This window comes from Solirubrobacter deserti, from assembly GCF_027587175.1.
Lineage (GTDB): Bacteria > Actinomycetota > Thermoleophilia > Solirubrobacterales > Solirubrobacteraceae > Solirubrobacter > Solirubrobacter deserti.
This window is the reverse complement of the sequence record NZ_JAPCID010000068.1, coordinates 1-16735: the sequence shown is the minus strand read 5'-3', so window position 1 is coordinate 16735 and position 16735 is coordinate 1. Positions and strand designations below refer to the sequence as shown.

The following is a 16735-nucleotide window of genomic DNA, read 5'->3' as shown; positions in this document are numbered from 1 at the left end:
GCGATGTCCCGCTTCTCCCTGCCTCCGGATCCCGTCTTCGTGACGATGAACGCGTCGATCGGCTTCGATTGGCGCCTCTATCCCTATGACGTCGAGCAGTCGCGCGCGCACGCGACGATGCTCGCGGCGGCCGGGATCATCACCGACGCCGACCGCGACGAGCTGCTCAAGGGCCTCGATCGCGTCCAGGCCGAGCTCGACGCCAACGAGTTCAAGTTCCTCGAAGACGACGAGGACATCCACATGGCCGTCGAGCGGCGGCTGACCGAGATCGTCGGCGCGGTGGGCGGCAAGCTGCACACCGCGCGTTCGCGCAACGACCAGGTCGCGACCGACATGGCGATGTTCACCCGCGCGCACGCGTTGCGGGCGATCGAGGCGCTGCAGGACCTGCAGACCGTGCTCGTGCGCGTGGCCGAGGCGCACCTGGACTGGCCGATGCCCGGCTACACGCACCTGCAGCGCGCGCAGCCGGTGTATCTCTCGCATCACCTGCTGGCCTACTTCTGGATGTTCCGGCGCGATGCCGCGCGGTTCGAGCTGGTGCTGGGCGGGACGAGCGAGCTGCCGCTGGGCGCGGGCGCGCTGGCCGGCGTGAACTTCGCGACGGATCGCCGGCTGGTGGCGTCCGAGCTCGGGTTCGCGGGCGTGGTGCCGAACTCGATCGACGCGGTCTCCAACCGCGACTTCGTGCTCGACTACCTGAACGCGGCCGCCACCTGCGCGACGCATCTGTCACGGCTCGGCGCCGAGATCGTGCTGTGGAGCTCGGAGGAGTTCGGCTTCTGCGAGGTGCGCGACGACTGGGCTTCGTCGTCGTCGATCATGCCGCAGAAGAAGAACCCGGACGCCGCGGAGCTGCTGCGGGCGAAGGCGCCGCGGATCGTGTCCCATCTGAGCGGCCTCCACGGTGTGATGCACGCGCTGCCGCTGACCTACAACAAGGACATGCAGGAGGACAAGGAGCACCTGTTCGACGCCGTGGACACGCTGGAGCTGTCCCTGGCCGCCGCCCGCGGGATGCTCGAGTCCATGACGTTCAAGCGCGAGCGGCTCGCCGCCGCCGCGACGGACGAGATGCTCGCCGCCGTCGATGTCGCCGACATGCTCGTCAAGCGCGGCGTCCCGTTCCGGCAGGCGCACGGCGTGGTCGCCGGGCTGGTCCGGACCGCGGTCGAGTCGGGCCGCGTGCTCTCCCAGCTGACCCGCGAGGAGCTCCGCGAGCACTCTGAGGTCCTGGACGACGACTTCTACGCGGTGCTATCCCAAGGGGCGTGGCTGGAGTCCAAGGAGAGCGAGGGCGGGACCGCGCTGGCGCGCGTGCGCGAGCAGCTCGCCCACGCGAAGGCAGCGCTGGATCGGACCTCTTAGAGACCGCGTTCTACGACCGGCCGGTGCTCGAGGTGGCGCCGGATCTGCTCGGCTGCATCGTCGAGTTCGAGGGCTGTGCCGGCAGGATCGTGGAGACGGAGGCCTACCACATGAGCGAGGCCGCCTGCCACGCCTATGTCGGCCTGACCGCCCGCACGTCGGTCCTGTTCCGCGGCCCCGGCACGGCGTACGTGTACCGGTCCTACGGCATCCACGCGCTGCTCAACGCGGTGTGCGAACCGGAGGACGTCGGCGCGGCGGTGCTCATCCGCGCGCTGGAACCGCTCGAGGGCCTGGCGGCGATGCGCGAGCGGCGCGGCGGCGCCGAGCTGTGCAACGGGCCGGGCAAGCTGACTCAGGCGATGGGCATCGGGTTGACCGAGAACGACACCTCGCTCGTCGACGGGCCGATCGTGATCCGTCGCGGCGAGCCATTGGAGTACGTCACGGGGACGCGGATCGGGATCACCAAGGCCGCCGAGCTGCCGTGGCGGTTCTGCGCCCTGGGCGTCCGCGACGTGTCCCGGCCCTGGCCGCCCGGGTTCCGCGCTTCGCTCGCGGCGTAAGTCAGCCGGTCGCGCCGGCGCCGTCGGTGGCCGGCGGCTGGACCCCGCCGGCCCCTGGGTCGGTGGGCGGCGGCTCGGTGGCCGTCGGGGGCGGCGTCGCCACCGGCGGCGGGGTGACCTCCGGCTCGGTGGCCGGCGGCGGCGCCGTCTCCTCCGTGGGCGGGGTCTGCTGGGTGTCGTTGGCCGAGGGCGGGACCGCGGTGGGCGCCGGGGTCACGCCCGGGGTCACCGTGCCCGGCGTCGGGGACGGCTTCGCGCGGCCGTCACCGCCGTCGGCCTTGGGCAGCGGGTCGACCTTCAGCAGCGACATCATGAAGCTCTTCCAGATCGCGGCGGGGTAGGTGCCGCCCGCGACCGGCTCGCCCCGGAACTCGGTCTCCATCGGCTTGAACTCGTCCGGGTAGCCGACCCAGACGGCGACGGTGTACTCCTTCGTCCAGCCGACGAACCAGGCGTCGCCGTAGGACTCGGTGGTGCCGGTCTTGCCCGCCACCATCACGCCGGGGATCTGCGCCCGCTCGGCGGTGCCGTCCTTGACGACGGTCTGCAGGATGCGCGAGACCTCCGAGGCGATCTCGGGCTTGAGCACCCGCCGGCGCTCGCGCTTGTTGACCATGCGCCGGCCGTCAGCGGTCTCCACGACCTTGGCCTTCTTGCCCTCGCCCTGCTGCATGCGCTCGATGCCCACCGGGCCGGGCACGGGCCGCTTCTTCTCGCTCTGCCCGGGCGAGAGGCTGCCGGTGACCAGCAGTCCGCCGGTGGCGAACGTCTGGTACGCGTGCGCCATGTCGAGCGGCGTGACACCCTGCCGCAGGCCGCCGAGCGCCACCGCGAGGTTGGTCGAGACCGGCGTGCGGATGCCCATGTCCCGGGCCAGCCGCGCGACGCGCTTGGTCCCGACCTCCTTGGCCACCTGCACATAGACGGCGTTGTCGGAGAACGTCGTCGCGTTCGCGAGCGTCGTCACCCCGAGGTAGGAGTCGTCGTAGTTGTTGACGGTGAAGCGCTCGCCGCCCTTGAGGATGTACGTGCGCTTCTTGGACTCCCAGGTCGAGCCCGGGCTGATTCCGCGCTTGAGCGCCTCGGCCAGCACGAACGGCTTGAACGCCGACCCGGGCTGGCGCTGACCCTGCGTCGCGAGGTTGAACGGGCTCGAGTCGAACTTCGAGTCGTCACCGCCGACCATCGCGCGCACCATGCCGTCCTTGTTGGAGATGGCGACGAGCGATGCGCGCGGGCCGCTCTCGCCCAGCCAGTCCTTGATCGCCCGCTGCGCGGCGCTCTGCAGGCGCGAGTCGATCGTCGTCTTGACCTTCAGGCCACCGTCGAACGCGAGCCGCGCGCCCTGCTGGCCGCCGCCGAGCTGGTCGACGACCTGCTGCTTGACCCAGGAGGTGAAGTACGGGTACTTCGTGTCCTCCTTCGGATACGTCAGGTCGTACCGGCTCGGAGGAGCCTGCGCCTTGCCGTACTCGTACACGTCGCGCGGGATGTAGCCCTGCTCGAACATGCGCTGCAGGACGAGATCGCGGCGTTCACGGGCGGCCTTCGGGTGCTGCGCCGGATCGTAGGCGCTCGGCGAGGCCACGATGCCGGCGAGCATCGCGGCCTCGTGCGGGAGCAGCTCCTTCGCGCACTCCGGCTCGCACTTGTCGTGGTTGTACCCGAAGTAGGTGCGCGCCGCGGACTCGATCCCGTACGCGCCGTTGCCGAAGTAGATCGTGTTCAGGTAGTTGCGCAGGATGCGGTCCTTGGACCACCGGCGCGTCAGCTGGTAGGCGAGCGCCGCCTCGCGCAGCTTCTGGAACGCCGTGCGGTTGTTCTCGGCCGCGAGGGAGATCTTGATGTACTGCTGCGGAATCGTGGAGGCGCCCGAGACGGTCCGGCCCTCGGTCGTGTTCTGGAACGCCGCGCGCGCGATGCCCTTGACGTCGACACCGGAGTTCGTCCAGAAACGCCGGTCCTCGATCGCGACGATCGCCTGCTTCATCACGTCCGCGATCTGGTCCTCGGCGAGGTAGATGCGCCGCTCGTTGCCGGTGAGCGTGCCGATCTCCTCGCCGCGCTTGTCGAGCAGCACCGACGGCTTGGAGACGTCGGGCGCGTTCTCGAGCTTCGGCAGGTCTGCCGCGAGCGCCATGAACATGCCGAAGGCGGTCGAGATCGCGGCCAGGACGCCGAGGAAGAACAGGACGATCAGGACCCGCAGCTTGCGGATGCGGAAGCGCTTCTTGCGCTTGCGGCGCAGCCAGAGACGAATCCGCCGCCGCTCCTGCTTACGCGCGCGCGTACGCGAGCGCGGGAACTGGACCACCGAGCCGTTCCCGTTGAGGCCTTCGTCCTCGCTCGGGATGGTGGTGGTTCGCTCGTCACTCATGACAGGTGCGGGGCCCCGGTGCCAAGCAGAGGGCTCGAACCGGGCCGATCACGGCGGGCGGACCAGGCCCGGCCGGGCTTCGGACTCTAGCATTGGGGCGGATGGATTCCCCAGCGCTCTTTCTGGCTCGCAACGCCGTTGAGGTCTCGCCTGAGGGGGCGCTGAAGGAGCGCCTGGAGGCGGGCCGGCCGCTGCGCGTCAAGCTCGGCCTCGACCCCACCGCCCCGGACCTGCATCTCGGCCACACCGTGGTGCTCCAGAAGCTGCGGGAGTTCCAGGACCTCGGCCACACCGTGGTGTTGATCGTGGGCGACTACACCGCCCGCGTGGGTGACCCGTCGGGGCGCTCGGCGACACGCCCCGTGCTGTCACCGGAGCAGATCGACGCGCACGCCGAGACCTACCTCGCGCAGGCGACCAAGGTGCTCGCCGACGACGAGCGGCTGGAGGTCCGCCGCAACTCGGAGTGGCTGGACATGGAGATGGAGGACCTGTTCCGGATCGTCCGGACGGTCACGATCGCCCGCCTGCTGGAACGCGACGACTTCGCCAAGCGCATGGCCGCGGCCGAGCCGATCTCACTGTTGGAGTTCCTGTACCCCGTGCTTCAGGGGTACGACTCGGTGGCGGTGAAGGCCGACGTCGAGCTCGGCGGCACCGACCAGACGTTCAACCTGCACATGGGCCGTGCCCTGCAGTCCAGTTACGGGCAGCCGTCGCAGATCGTGCTGACCATGCCACTGCTCAACGGGCTCGACGGCACGCGCAAGATGTCGAAGTCCTTCGGCAACCAGATCGGGATCACCGACGACCCCGGGACGATGTACGGACGGACGCTGAGCATCCCCGACGAGCAGATCGAGTCCTGGTACGGGCTGCTGCTCGGAAGCGAGCCGCCGCCCGAACTGGGCCCGCGCGACGCGAAGCGCGCCCTCGCGCGCGCACTCGTGGCCCGGTTCCATTCCGAGGAAAAGGCTCACGCCGCGGAACGAAACTTCGACGCCGTCTTCCGCGAAGGCGGAATGCCCGACGAGATCGAGGAAGTCGTGCTCTCGGCCAACGGGGGAGACCTGCATCTGCCGGCGGTGATCGTCGAGCTCTTCGGCGGCTCCCGGTCGGAGGCACGGCGCCGGCTGCAGCAGGGCGGGGTCAAGCTCGACGGCGAGCCTGTGCCCGCCGATCCGCTCGACGTGCCGGCGTCCACGCTGGACGGCCGCGTGATGCAGCTCGGCAAGCGCCAATTCCGCCGAATCAAAATTTCTTCGGCCAACCTCTTGTAGGCCGAAAGGCCGGTGCTACTCTTCTGCGCCGCGGTTGGGGGCGGCAAGCCCGGCCGGAGCCGACTGGATTGTGTTCCGGGCCCCGGGTGCGCTAGACTTCACCGCCCGCTCAGAGCGCTAAGCTCTGGGGCCGGAGCCGAAAGGCGCCGGGAACGGAAGCGCTAAGCTTCTCGTCCCGGAGCCGCCAAGGTTTCGGGCCGAAGCCGAAAGGCAACGGCACAGAGGGCTGCTAGGCTCTCAACATAGCGCAGCACCCGGCGGAATCCCCGCCCGAGCGAGGCGCAGCGGTCTTTGAAAACTCAACAGCATGCACTTCTGATGACTTTCCTTGTCATCGGAGTGTCCAGGTTTCGTTACTCCGGCGGGGCTCTACCCGAGCTCCGGACGGAATAAGGAATCAAGTAGTAAGAAGTACCAGCAGTACTGAGCAGTAACCCTGTCAATCGCTCAGCCGGCCTCATGTGTACTGGCCGGCTCTCGAGTAGCGAGAGACACTCTTTGTGAAGTTCTTCACGGAGAGTTTGATCCTGGCTCAGGACGAACGCTGGCGGCGTGCTTAACACATGCAAGTGGAGCGACGAAGCGGGCTTCGGCCCGTGGCAGAGCCGCGAACGGGTGAGTAACACGTGGGTAACCCACCCCGATGACCGGGACAACCCGAGGAAACTCGGGCTAATACCGGATGTTCTGACTTCTCGTAAGGGGATTCAGCAAAGATAGCTTCGGCCTTCGCATCGGGACGGGCCCGCGGCCCATTAGCTTGTTGGTGGGGTAACGGCCTACCAAGGCGACGATGGGTAGCTGGTCTGAGAGGACGATCAGCCACACTGGGACTGAGACACGGCCCAGACTCCTACGGGAGGCAGCAGTGGGGAATCTTGCGCAATGCGCGAAAGCGTGACGCAGCAACGCCGCGTGGGGGAAGAAGGCCTTCGGGTTGTAAACCCCTTTCAGTTGGGACGAAGCTTCCAGGGTTAATAGCCCTGTGGAGTGACGGTACCTTCAGAAGAAGCCCCGGCTAACTACGTGCCAGCAGCCGCGGTAATACGTAGGGGGCTAGCGTTGTCCGGAATCATTGGGCGTAAAGCGCGTGTAGGCGGTCCGGTAAGTCCGCTGTGAAAGTCGGGGGCTCAACCCTCGGATGCCGGTGGATACTGTCGGGCTTGAGTACGGAAGAGGCGAGTGGAATTCCTGGTGTAGCGGTGAAATGCGCAGATATCAGGAGGAACACCAATTGCGAAGGCAGCTCGCTGGGACGTTACTGACGCTGAGACGCGAAAGCGTGGGGAGCAAACAGGATTAGATACCCTGGTAGTCCACGCTGTAAACGATGGGCACTAGGTGTGGGGGGTGTCGACTCCCTCCGTGCCGAAGCTAACGCATTAAGTGCCCCGCCTGGGGAGTACGGCCGCAAGGCTAAAACTCAAAGGAATTGACGGGGGCCCGCACAAGCAGCGGAGCATGTGGTTTAATTCGACGCAACGCGAAGAACCTTACCTGGGCTTGACATGTTCCTGACATCCCTGGAAACAGGGCTTCCCTTCGGGGCAGGATCACAGGTGGTGCATGGCTGTCGTCAGCTCGTGTCGTGAGATGTTGGGTTAAGTCCCGCAACGAGCGCAACCCCCGTCGCATGTTGCCAGCATTTAGTTGGGGACTCATGCGAGACTGCCGGTGACAAACCGGAGGAAGGTGGGGATGACGTCAAGTCATCATGCCCCTTATGTCCAGGGCTACACACGTGCTACATTGGCGCGTACAGAGGGCTGCGATACCGCGAGGTGGAGCGAATCCCTTAAAGCGCGTCTCGGTTCGGATTGCAGGCTGAAACCCGCCTGCATGAAGGCGGAGTTGCTAGTAATCGCGGATCAGCATTGCCGCGGTGAATACGTTCCCGGGCCTTGTACACACCGCCCGTCACACCATGGAAGCAAGCAACACCCGAAGCCGGTGGCCTAACCCTTTTGGGAGGGAGCCGTCGAAGGTGGGGCTCGTGACTGGGGTGAAGTCGTAACAAGGTAGCCGTACCGGAAGGTGCGGCTGGATCACCTCCTTTCTAGGGAAGCTCCAGGACTTGGAGCGCCGGCGACAACCAGAAGGGCACAACGTCCTTCTCGAGTTTGACTCGGTACCTAACGTCGACCGGACCTGGCTCGTGCGCCTAGCACGGGCATGCTGTTGAGTTTTGAGAGACCGTCCGCCCAATCCGGGCGACGCCTCGAAGCGGACCTTGAAAACTGCACAATCATGCCAACGAAGTACCGGCCATCGCAAAGTGGCCGGTATGAACGGGTATCACCTGCAATTACGCAAGTAATTGCGGATCACCGTCAAGATAGGAAGGGCACATGGTGGATGCCTTGGCACCAGGAGTCGATGAAGGGCGTGAACGGCTGCGATAAGCCGCGGTGAGGCGCTGAATAGCCAGTGACCCGCGGATTCCCGAATGGGGAAACCCAGCGCTGTTAATACGGCGTTACCTCCCGCTGAATATATAGGCGGGCAGGGGGCAAGCCGGGGAACTGAAACATCTCAGTACCCGGAGGAAAGGAAATCAACCGAGACTCCCCGAGTAGTGGCGAGCGAAAGGGGAATAGCCCAAACCGGACCGGTGTAAGCGCGCACGCGTTGCCGGGTCGGGGTTGTAGGGCCTCTGTCCGAGAAGTGCGTTTCTCGGCGGGAGTTACCAAATCAGTCGATAGCTGAAGCGCGTGGAACCGCGCACCATAGAGGGCAATCGTCCCGTAAGCGAAATCGAGCTGATCTCCCGATGAGGTACCTGAGTAGGTCCGCTCCCGTGAAACGCGGACTGAATCTGGGGGGACCACCCTCCAAGGCTAAGTACTCCCTGGTGACCGATAGCGGACAAGTACCGTGAGGGAAAGGTGAAAAGTACCCCGGAAGGGGAGTGAAATAGTACCTGAAACCGCGTGCCTACAAGCGGTCGGAGCAGACTTGTTCTGTGACGGCGTGCTTTTTGCATAACGAGCCGGCGAGTTACTCGTCTGCGGCAAGGTTAAGCGATGAGCGGAGCCGAAGCGAAAGCGAGTCCGAATAGGGCGATTTAGTCGTAGGCGGTAGACCCGAAACTGAGCGAGCTACCCATGGGCAGGTTGAAGCGCGGGTAAGACCGCGTGGAGGACCGAACCGACCTAGGTTGAAAACTGGGCGGATGACCTGTGGGTCGGAGTGAAAGGCTAATCAAGCTCAGAGATATCTGGTTCTCTCCGAAATATATTTAGGTATAGCCTCGGATCAATTCCGTGGCGGCCGTAGAGCACTGTTTGGTCTAGGGGGCCTACCAGCTTACCGAAATCAGGCAAACTCCGAAGACCGTCACGGCTACTCCGGGAGTCAGTTGCTGGGGGATAAACTTCAGCGTCAAGAGGGAAACAGCCCAGACCGACAGCTAAGGTCCCTAAGTTCTAGCTAAGTGGCAAACGATGTCCGGGTGCATAGACAACCAGGAGGTTGGCTTAGAGGCAGCCATCCTTGAAAGAGTGCGTAACAGCTCACTGGTCAAGTGTCCGGGCGCGGATAATGTAACGGGGCTCAAGCTAGACACCGAAGCTTCGGGTTCGCGCAAGCGAGCGGTAGGAGAGCGTTCCCATGGCAGTGAAGCGGCGGGGGAACCCAGCCGTGGAGCCCTGGGAAGTGAGAATGCCGGCATGAGTAACGAAAGAGGGGTGAGAATCCCCTCCACCGATTTCCTAAGGATTCCTGAGTAAAGTTCGTCTGCTCAGGGTTAGTCGGGACCTAAGGCGAGGCCGAAAGGCGTAGTCGATGGACAACAGGTTGATATTCCTGTACCACGGATCTTCATTTGACCGATGGGGGGACGGGGAAGGTTATGGGAACCCAGGCGACGGTAGTCCTGGGTCAAGCGTGTAGGGGGAGCTCATGAAAAATGCGGAGCTCCATAACCTGAGGCGCGATGACAGCTGGCTGTAAGCCGGCGAGTCCCGGACGCCATGCCTCCAAGAAAAGCCTCTAGGGAGAAGCATACGTGCCCGTACCAAAACCGACACAGGTGGGAAAGTAGAGAATACTAAGGTGATCGAGATAACCATCGTTAAGGAACTCGGCAAAATCGCTCCGTAACTTCGGGATAAGGAGCGCCCCAGTAGGGTGAAGCACCTCGCGTGCGGAGCCCGAGAGGGCCGCAGTGAATAGGTTCAACCGACTGTTTACCAAAAACACAGGTCTCTGCTAAGTCGTAAGACGACGTATAGGGGCTGACGCCTGCCCGGTGCCGGAAGGTTACGTGGAGGTGTTAGGCGCAAGCCGAAGCACTGAAACTAAGCCCCGGTAAACGGCGGCGGTAACTATAACCGTCCTAAGGTAGCGAAATTCCTTGTCGGGTAAGTTCCGACCTGCACGAATGGCGTAACGAGTTGAACGCTGTCTCAACGATGGGCTCGGTGAAATTGCAGTCTCGGTGAAGATGCCGAGTACCCGCGGCTAGACGGAAAGACCCCGTGAACCTTTACTACAACCTGGTATTGGAGTGCGGTGCATCTCGCTCAGGATAGGAGGGAGGCTTTGAAGCGCTGGCTGCGGCTGGCGTGGAGCCAACCTTGAGATACCTCCCTTGATGTATTGTGCTTCTAACACTGCGCCGTTATCCGGGCAGTGAACAGTGCCAGGCGGGTAGTTTGACTGGGGCGGTCGCCTCCCAAAATGTAACGGAGGCGCGCAAAGGTTCCCTCAGTACGGTTGGAAATCGTACGTAGAGTGCAAAAGCAGCAAGGGAGCTTGACTGTGAGACCGACAGGTCGAGCAGGTGCGAAAGCAGGCTTTAGTGATCCGGCGGTAGCAAGTGGAAGTGCCGTCGCTCAACGGATAAAAGGTACTCCGGGGATAACAGGCTTATCGAGTCCAAGAGTCCACATCGACGACTCGGTTTGGCACCTCGATGTCGGCTCGTCGCATCCTGGGGCTGAAGTAGGTCCCAAGGGTTGGGCTGTTCGCCCATTAAAGCGGTACGCGAGCTGGGTTCAGAACGTCGTGAGACAGTTCGGTCCCTATCTGCCGTGGGCGTTGGAGAGTTGAGAGGATTCGTCCCTAGTACGAGAGGACCGGGATGAACGCACCTCTGGTGTATCTGTTGTCCTGCCAAGGGCACCGCAGGTTAGCTACGTGCGGATCGGATAACCGCTGAAGGCATCTAAGCGGGAAGCCGGCCTCAAGATGAACTCTCCCACCTCCTCGAGAGGGTAAGACCCCTGGTAGACCACCAGGTTGATAGGCCGGATGTGGAAGGGCAGTAATGTCCGTAGCAGACCGGTACTAATGGGTCGAGGGCTTGACGGATATATTTACCCCTTCGCAGGGGATACAGATTTAGTGGTGCCCGTTCGTTGGCGGGTTGTGCAGTTTTGAAGGTCCACGCGAGGCGTGGTCTTGACAAGTTTCCGGTGGCTATTGCACGGGGGAAATACCTCTTCCCATTCCGAACAGAGCAGTCAAGCCCCGTAGCGCCGATGGTACTTGGCCTGAAAGGGCCTGGGAGAGTAGGTCGCCGCCGGTCCTTACATAACTGAGCCGCCCCGTGGGGCGGCTCTTTTGCGTTCTAGGGGCCGCATACGCTTCCGCGCCGGCCGCGCGGACCGGATCGGGCCGGCTGAGGGGCGAACGCCTCCGCCCGCGAGTATGGCGATCGCGATGCGGGATCACCGCCGAACGCGTGGCGGGCCGTGCTTCGCCCGCGGCGGTCGCACGCCGGGGGTGATCGGCGCCGGCCGCGTCGCGCGCTGCCGCGCCGCCCGCCTCGCAGGCCGCCGCCATCTCCGCTTCGTCTCGACGAGCGAGCCGCCGTCTCCTCGCGGCGAGATCCGAGGCGCCTGGCACGCGCGCCCAGCGGGGGTGAGGTCGCAAACGGTCGCTGAGCGGACCTTTCCGACCGCCGCCACCGCGTGGCGGGTCCGAGATCCCTCGATGCGCCGTCTCCGACGCCTACGCGCCCTCGGCTGCGGCCCCCTCGCTGCCCAGTTCGCCGGCCTCTCCGCGCCGTGGCTCTCCCACGCTTAGTGCGGGCCGCCGTGGTTCTCCCACGCGTGACGCGCGTTGCCGTGGCTCTCCACGCCCGATGCGCGGACCCGGCCTCTGCGCGACTGCGGTTTCGCCACACCCCTCGCTGCGCCGTTGGTCGACCCCCTCGGCGCCCGCTGCGCCGTTGGTCGACCCCCTCGGCGCCCGCTGCGCCGTTGGTCGACCCCCTCGGCGCCCGCTGCGCCGTTGGTCGACCCCCTCGGCGCCCGCTGCGCCGTTGGTCGACCCCCTCGGCGCCCGCTGCGCCGTTGGTCGACCCCCTCGGCGCCCGCTGCGCCGTTCGTCGACCCGCTCGACCCTCGCTGCGCCGTTCGTCGACCCCTCGGTCCCCGCCGCGCCTACGCGGCCGCTTCGTCGCGCCGGTCGCGGCTGCGCTCGCGCCGCTTAACCACCGACGCCGCCGAGGTCTCCCTCGGCGGCGTCGGCACCTCAGCGGTGACCAGCGACTACCGGACGGTGAAGACCTTCGCCTTGCCCGCCGCGACCTTCAGGTTGTACTTGCCCTGGGCGAGCTTTGCGGTCGCCGTCCAGCGGCCGGCCGCGACCCTGGCCCGCACCGCCTTGCTCTTGCTCGCCTGGCCGACCTTCGCAATCGCCACGTTCACCGTGGCGGCGCAGCCCGCCTTGCCCTTGGCGACCAGCTTGCCGCGGGTGACCTTGACCGCGGTGACTGTGGGTACCGCGGTGCAGCTCGCACCCGGGGCCGCCGCGGCGACGCTCCTGGCCGCCGGGGCCGCGACCGCTTGCGGGGTCGCGCCGGCAGCCGCCGCCTCGGCCGCAGCGCCCGGGGCGACCGTCGGCGGGACGTCGGCGAGCTTGTCCGTATACACGGCCGATCCCGCTGCGGCCTCCTGGAAGCGCACGTCGGCGAGCTGGATGGAGCCGGTCGCCGGCTTGCCGGCACCGCCGAAGCGCAGCTCGAGCTTGCGGAGGTTCGCCAGGTCCACACCCTGCGCGGCGAAGTCACTCAGCGGGACACGGATCTGGTTGAGCACGATGTGCGTACGGGTGGTCGTCGACCCGGTGGTCTGGTGCAGCGCGTTGCCGTAGCGCGGCGACGCGGCGGACACGACGCCTTCCTTGCCGGCCTTGTCGGCGACGACGATCGAGAAGTCCTGGGTCGTGGCGGCCGGGTTCCAGATCGCCTCGCCGGTGCGGGCGGGGTTGCGCGGGTCGAAGAAGTTCACCGCGGCGTCCAGCGCGAGGGCCTTGAAGGCGCGGACGTCGCCGGACGCGGCCGGGATGCGCGTCCCGATCGTCGCGGGCTGGTCCCACGCCAGCGCGAGCTGCAGGCCGTAGGAGTGGTTGACCGGGGCTCCCTCACGCGTCGCGCTCTGGCCGCCGAGCGCGTTGGCCGCCGGGAGCGGGCAGCCCTTGGTGGCGGTCGGCAGTCCGGTCACGCCGACCAGCGAGGGCGTGAAGTGCAGCGGCTCCGGGTTGCACCAGTCGAAGCCGCCGGCCGTGGTCGGCGGGATCGGGTTGATGCCGCCGCCCGTCAGGTACGGGTTCGAGAAGCCGCTGCCGGTGATCGACGTGCCGAGCGCGCTCACCGTCAGCGGATTGTCCGTCTCCGGGCGCAGCACGTCCCGCCGTGCCGCGGGTTCGGCGAAGTACGTCGTCAGCACGCGCTCCTCGCACGGCATGCGCACGCCGGACGCGGAGGTCGGGCAGGCGGACGCCGGGATCTGCGGCGCTCCGCCGTTCTCGCTGAGCTCGCCCGTCATGTACGGATCGAACGCGACGTCACCGCCGACGTAGCGGCGGAAGAACGCGCTCATGAGCGCCAGGCCGATCTTGGGCTGGTCGCCCATCAGGGCAGGGTCGCCGGAGCCGCGGGTGTCGCGGTCGTAGGTGCCGCCGCTCAATCGGGTGTTGTTCGGCTGGCTGGTGCCGCACGCGGCGTCGGTGCCGCTGGCGTCGTCGCCGTCGGCGTACCAGACCGAGTTGAACCAGTTGTGGTTGCCGCCGAGCAGCGAGATCTGGATGCGCGGGAACGGATCGTCGGGCTGGATGTACTGGCTGCGCTCGAACAGCCGCGCGCCCTGCAGGTTCGTGACGTCACCTTCGCAGTAGCCGAACATCGTCATGTATGGCATGCCATACGGCGCGCGGCGCTCGTAGTCGACGGGTGCGAGCGCGATCACGCCGCGCAGGTTGTACTTGCGGCCCGGGGCGGGGCGCGTGCGGTTGTAGTCGATGAAGCTGGAGACGGCATCGCCGCCGCGCGAGTGACCCATCAGGCCGACGCGCGAGAAGTCGAGCTTGCCGACGAGCGCGCCGCCGATGTTGCTGTCGGCGCTGTCGGGGATCGCGCCGGCGTTCGCGTCATAGAGCGCGTCGAGCATCGCGGCGATGATCAGGCGGCGCTGGTGCATGCCCTTGCCGAAGGCGCTGTCCTGGTAGTACATGAGCTGGTCCTGGTCGATCGACGCGACCGTGTAGCCCCAGCTCGCGAGGTTCTCGCCCAGGTAGGCATAGCCGCGGTCGTTGCGCTTGAAGGCGGTGCAGTTCGGGGCCGAACCCGTGTCGCAGCTCGCGTGGTTGCCGTGCACGAGGACGATCACGGGCGAGCCGCTCGCCCGGTTGGCCGGGTAGTAGATCGAGCCGCGCAGCTGCAGCGTGACGGCGGACGCCTGGTTGGTGAGGCCGCCGCCGGCCGCGTTGGGCTCCTGCAGGTTGACCGTGCCGATCCGCAAGGGATCGAGCGTCGTCACGCTGTACGGGCCGCGCGTCATCGGGTCGGGCGGTGCGGCCAGGGAGGTCGCCGGCGCGAGCACCGCGAGGAAAAGCGCCAGGGCGATGGCCTTCAGGGCAGGGGTCACCAGGTCTCCGTGCTGTCGGTTCATGAGTGCGTCCGTGCTGGCACGGCGACCAGCCGTGCGCGGCGAAGCGGCGGCATCGTACGTCCGCGACGGGGTCCTCATGTGTGGACCGCCGGTAGAAAGGTGACCAGGCAACGACCGACCGGATTCACATAACAAGGGGACCTGCGGTCCACGTAGATTGCGGCCGCTCCAACCGCGCGCCACTGACGGCTGCGCGGCTCGATCACCTTCGACAAAGGTCCCACCGTTCACATGAACCGAGTCCCCGCCGTGGTGGCCGCCGCCCTGATCGCGGCGCTCGCCCCGACCAGCGCCTACGCGTCGACCTGGACGGTCGACGACGACAAGGCCGACTGCCCGAACGCCGCCTTCACCTCGATCCAGGCGGCCGTCAACCAGGCCGCGCCGTGGGACACCGTCGTGATCTGCGCGGGGATCTACGAGGAGCAGTCCGTCCCGACGTCGGGCAACAACACGCCCAGCCAGGCCGGCTCGCGCAACGGCTTGACGATCACCAAGCCCTTGACGCTCAAGGGCGCGGGGGCGAATAAGGTCTTCATCCGGCCGGCGTCGGCGCTGGGCGCCTCACTCGCCGGCACCGCGCCGTACCTGCGCGACGGCGGCGGCAACGTGGTCACGGTCGCGCGCCAGTCGCTCGGCGCGACGGACGACAACGAGAACTTCGTCGACATCTCCGGCGTCACCATCGAGTCCCCGCACACCTACGCGGAGGCGGGGCTCGCGTTCTTCAACACGAGCGGGCTGCTGCTCAACAGCCGGATCGGCACCATCAAGGCAGAAGGTGGACCCTACTCGTACGGCGTCGTGATGACCAACTCGCTCCAGGGCGCCGAGGCCGGCGTCCGGCGCGAGGTCGTGCTCGAGAAGTCGCTGGTCACCGGTTCAGTGCTGTTCGACGACGCCCGCGGCGCCGACGGCACCGCCACCACCACAGTCCGGTCGGGCATCAAGGCCTACGGCGTGATCACCGGCTCGCGCGTCGAGGGACCGGTCAGCTACACGTACGGGCAGCGCGGCTCGATCACCGGGAGCGTGATCACCGGCGCGGTGACGCTCACCGACGCCGAGACCGGGCCCGATCCGAGCAACCCGGTCGTGCGCGCCTGGTCCGCGTCCGGTTCGAGCCTGCTCGGCGGCCTCCTCAACACCGGCACGGTCGCGGCCGCGGTCGGCGGCAACTTCTGGGGTACGAGCACCACGACCGGCCCGGTCGAGGTGGGCGACGTCCTGAGCGAGGCACCGACCGCGCCGAGTGCCCCCGGCGCCGTCGTCGACGCGCCCCCGACGGGCGCCATCGTCGATCCGTTCGGCCCGACCACCGTCGCCTGGGACGAGACGATCTACCCGGTCGTCGTCGCCGCGGACGACTTCGGCGTCAAGTCGGTCGAGCTCACGGCGAACGGCATCCCGGTCGGCGCGGTCGGCCGCACCCCCTACGAGTTCGAGTACCGCCCCGCCTACGAGCACATCGGCGACCACGTCGTCCTGACGGCGAAGATCACCGACTCCTCGGGCCAGACCACCGTCGTCTCCACCGAGCTCGACGTGCCGCGGGTGAGCTCGTCGACCACGGGCGACGTCACCGGCTCGGTCGCACCCGCCCTGTCGCTGAGCGTCGGCACGGCCGCGGCCTTCGAGCCGTTCGTCCCGGGCGTGCCCCAGGACTACGTCGCCTCCTCGACCGCGAAGGTCCTCTCGACGGCCGGCGAAGCCGCGCTGAGCGTCGTCGACGCCGGCGCCGTCGCGCCCGGCCACCTCGTGAACGGGACGTTCGTCCTACCGCAGCCGCTCCAGGCCCGCGCGCTGAACGCGCTGAACACTGGCACGCCGTTCGGCACCGTGTCCGGCGCGCCGCTCACGCTCCTGACCTACGGCGCACCGGTCTCCAACGACGAGGTCACGCTCGAGTTCAAGCAGCCGATCGCGGCGTCCGACGCGCTGCGCACCGGCTCCTACGCCAAGACCCTGACCTACACGCTGTCCACCACGAAGCCGTAGACCGGGTCAGCGCCCACCACGTCACCCAAGGTCAGTTTGTCGGGCTGAGCCCGACGAACCGGCCGAGCGGCGCTCGGCGGCGGCGAAGGGCGCGGCGGCGGCGGGGCGTGTGGCGGCGGCGGGGCGTGTGGCGGCGGCGGGGCGTGTGGCGGCGGCGGGGCGTGTGGCGGCGGCGGGGCGTGTGGCGGCGGCGGGGCGTGTGGCGGCGGCGGGGCGTGTGGCGGCGGCGGGGCGTGTGGCGGCGGC

General features: G+C 66.9%; 7 protein-coding genes and 3 rRNA genes. 7 read left to right on the top strand and 3 right to left on the bottom strand.

Going from position 1 to position 16735, the window contains the following annotated elements; genetic code table 11:
• Positions 1-3: 3 nt before the first annotated feature.
• Positions 4-1371, top strand: coding sequence for an argininosuccinate lyase (gene argH / locus OJ962_RS30580; protein WP_202952667.1), 1368 nt, complete (start codon positions 4-6; stop codon positions 1369-1371).
• Entirely contained in the window at positions 1275-1937 is a 663-nt protein-coding gene (locus OJ962_RS30575; protein ID WP_202952668.1) for a DNA-3-methyladenine glycosylase, read from the top strand. The genes argH and OJ962_RS30575 overlap by 97 nt, the downstream gene beginning before the upstream one ends.
• Position 1938: 1 nt before the next feature.
• On the opposite strand, the gene OJ962_RS30570 is transcribed toward OJ962_RS30575, so the two are convergent.
• Positions 1939-4314 (bottom strand): transglycosylase domain-containing protein, encoded by a 2376-nt coding sequence (locus tag OJ962_RS30570; RefSeq protein WP_202952669.1) that lies wholly within the window; start codon positions 4312-4314, stop codon positions 1939-1941.
• Between the two features lie 101 nt (positions 4315-4415).
• Between OJ962_RS30570 and tyrS the strand changes: the two genes are divergently transcribed.
• The 4 genes from tyrS (at position 4416) to rrf (ending at position 11124) form a co-directional block, all read left to right on the top strand.
• On the top strand, positions 4416-5594 hold the full coding sequence (tyrS, locus tag OJ962_RS30565) for a tyrosine--tRNA ligase (RefSeq protein WP_202952670.1): 1179 nt from the start codon (positions 4416-4418) through the stop codon (positions 5592-5594).
• A 509-nt stretch (positions 5595-6103) separates the two neighbouring features.
• A 16S ribosomal RNA gene (locus OJ962_RS30560) occupies positions 6104-7650 on the top strand.
• 272 nt (positions 7651-7922) lie between these two features.
• Positions 7923-10907: ribosomal RNA gene (locus OJ962_RS30555) — 23S ribosomal RNA — on the top strand.
• A gap of 100 nt (positions 10908-11007) precedes the next feature.
• Positions 11008-11124: ribosomal RNA gene (gene rrf / locus OJ962_RS30550) — 5S ribosomal RNA — on the top strand.
• Together the 16S, 23S and 5S rRNA genes form the textbook arrangement of a ribosomal RNA operon.
• A gap of 967 nt (positions 11125-12091) precedes the next feature.
• On the opposite strand, the gene OJ962_RS30545 is transcribed toward rrf, so the two are convergent.
• Complete coding sequence (locus tag OJ962_RS30545; RefSeq protein ID WP_202952672.1) at positions 12092-14467, bottom strand: alpha/beta hydrolase; 2376 nt, start codon at positions 14465-14467, stop codon at positions 12092-12094.
• A gap of 255 nt (positions 14468-14722) precedes the next feature.
• Here OJ962_RS30545 and OJ962_RS30540 point away from each other — a divergent pair, with 255 nt between their 5' ends.
• Positions 14723-16489, top strand: coding sequence for a right-handed parallel beta-helix repeat-containing protein (locus OJ962_RS30540; protein WP_202952673.1), 1767 nt, complete (start codon positions 14723-14725; stop codon positions 16487-16489).
• 31 nt (positions 16490-16520) lie between these two features.
• Here OJ962_RS30540 and OJ962_RS30535 read toward each other — a convergent pair.
• A partial coding sequence (locus OJ962_RS30535) for a hypothetical protein (RefSeq protein WP_270006819.1) occupies positions 16521-16735 on the bottom strand: 215 nt, incomplete at its 5' end.

Coding starts and splice junctions, on each gene's coding strand:
- argH (WP_202952667.1), top strand. CDS start 4: ATGTCCCGCTTCTCCCTGCCTCCGGATCCCGTCTTCGTGACGATGAAC.
- OJ962_RS30570 (WP_202952669.1), bottom strand. CDS start 4,314: ATGAGTGACGAGCGAACCACCACCATCCCGAGCGAGGACGAAGGCCTC.
- tyrS (WP_202952670.1), top strand. CDS start 4,416: ATGGATTCCCCAGCGCTCTTTCTGGCTCGCAACGCCGTTGAGGTCTCG.
- OJ962_RS30540 (WP_202952673.1), top strand. CDS start 14,723: ATGAACCGAGTCCCCGCCGTGGTGGCCGCCGCCCTGATCGCGGCGCTC.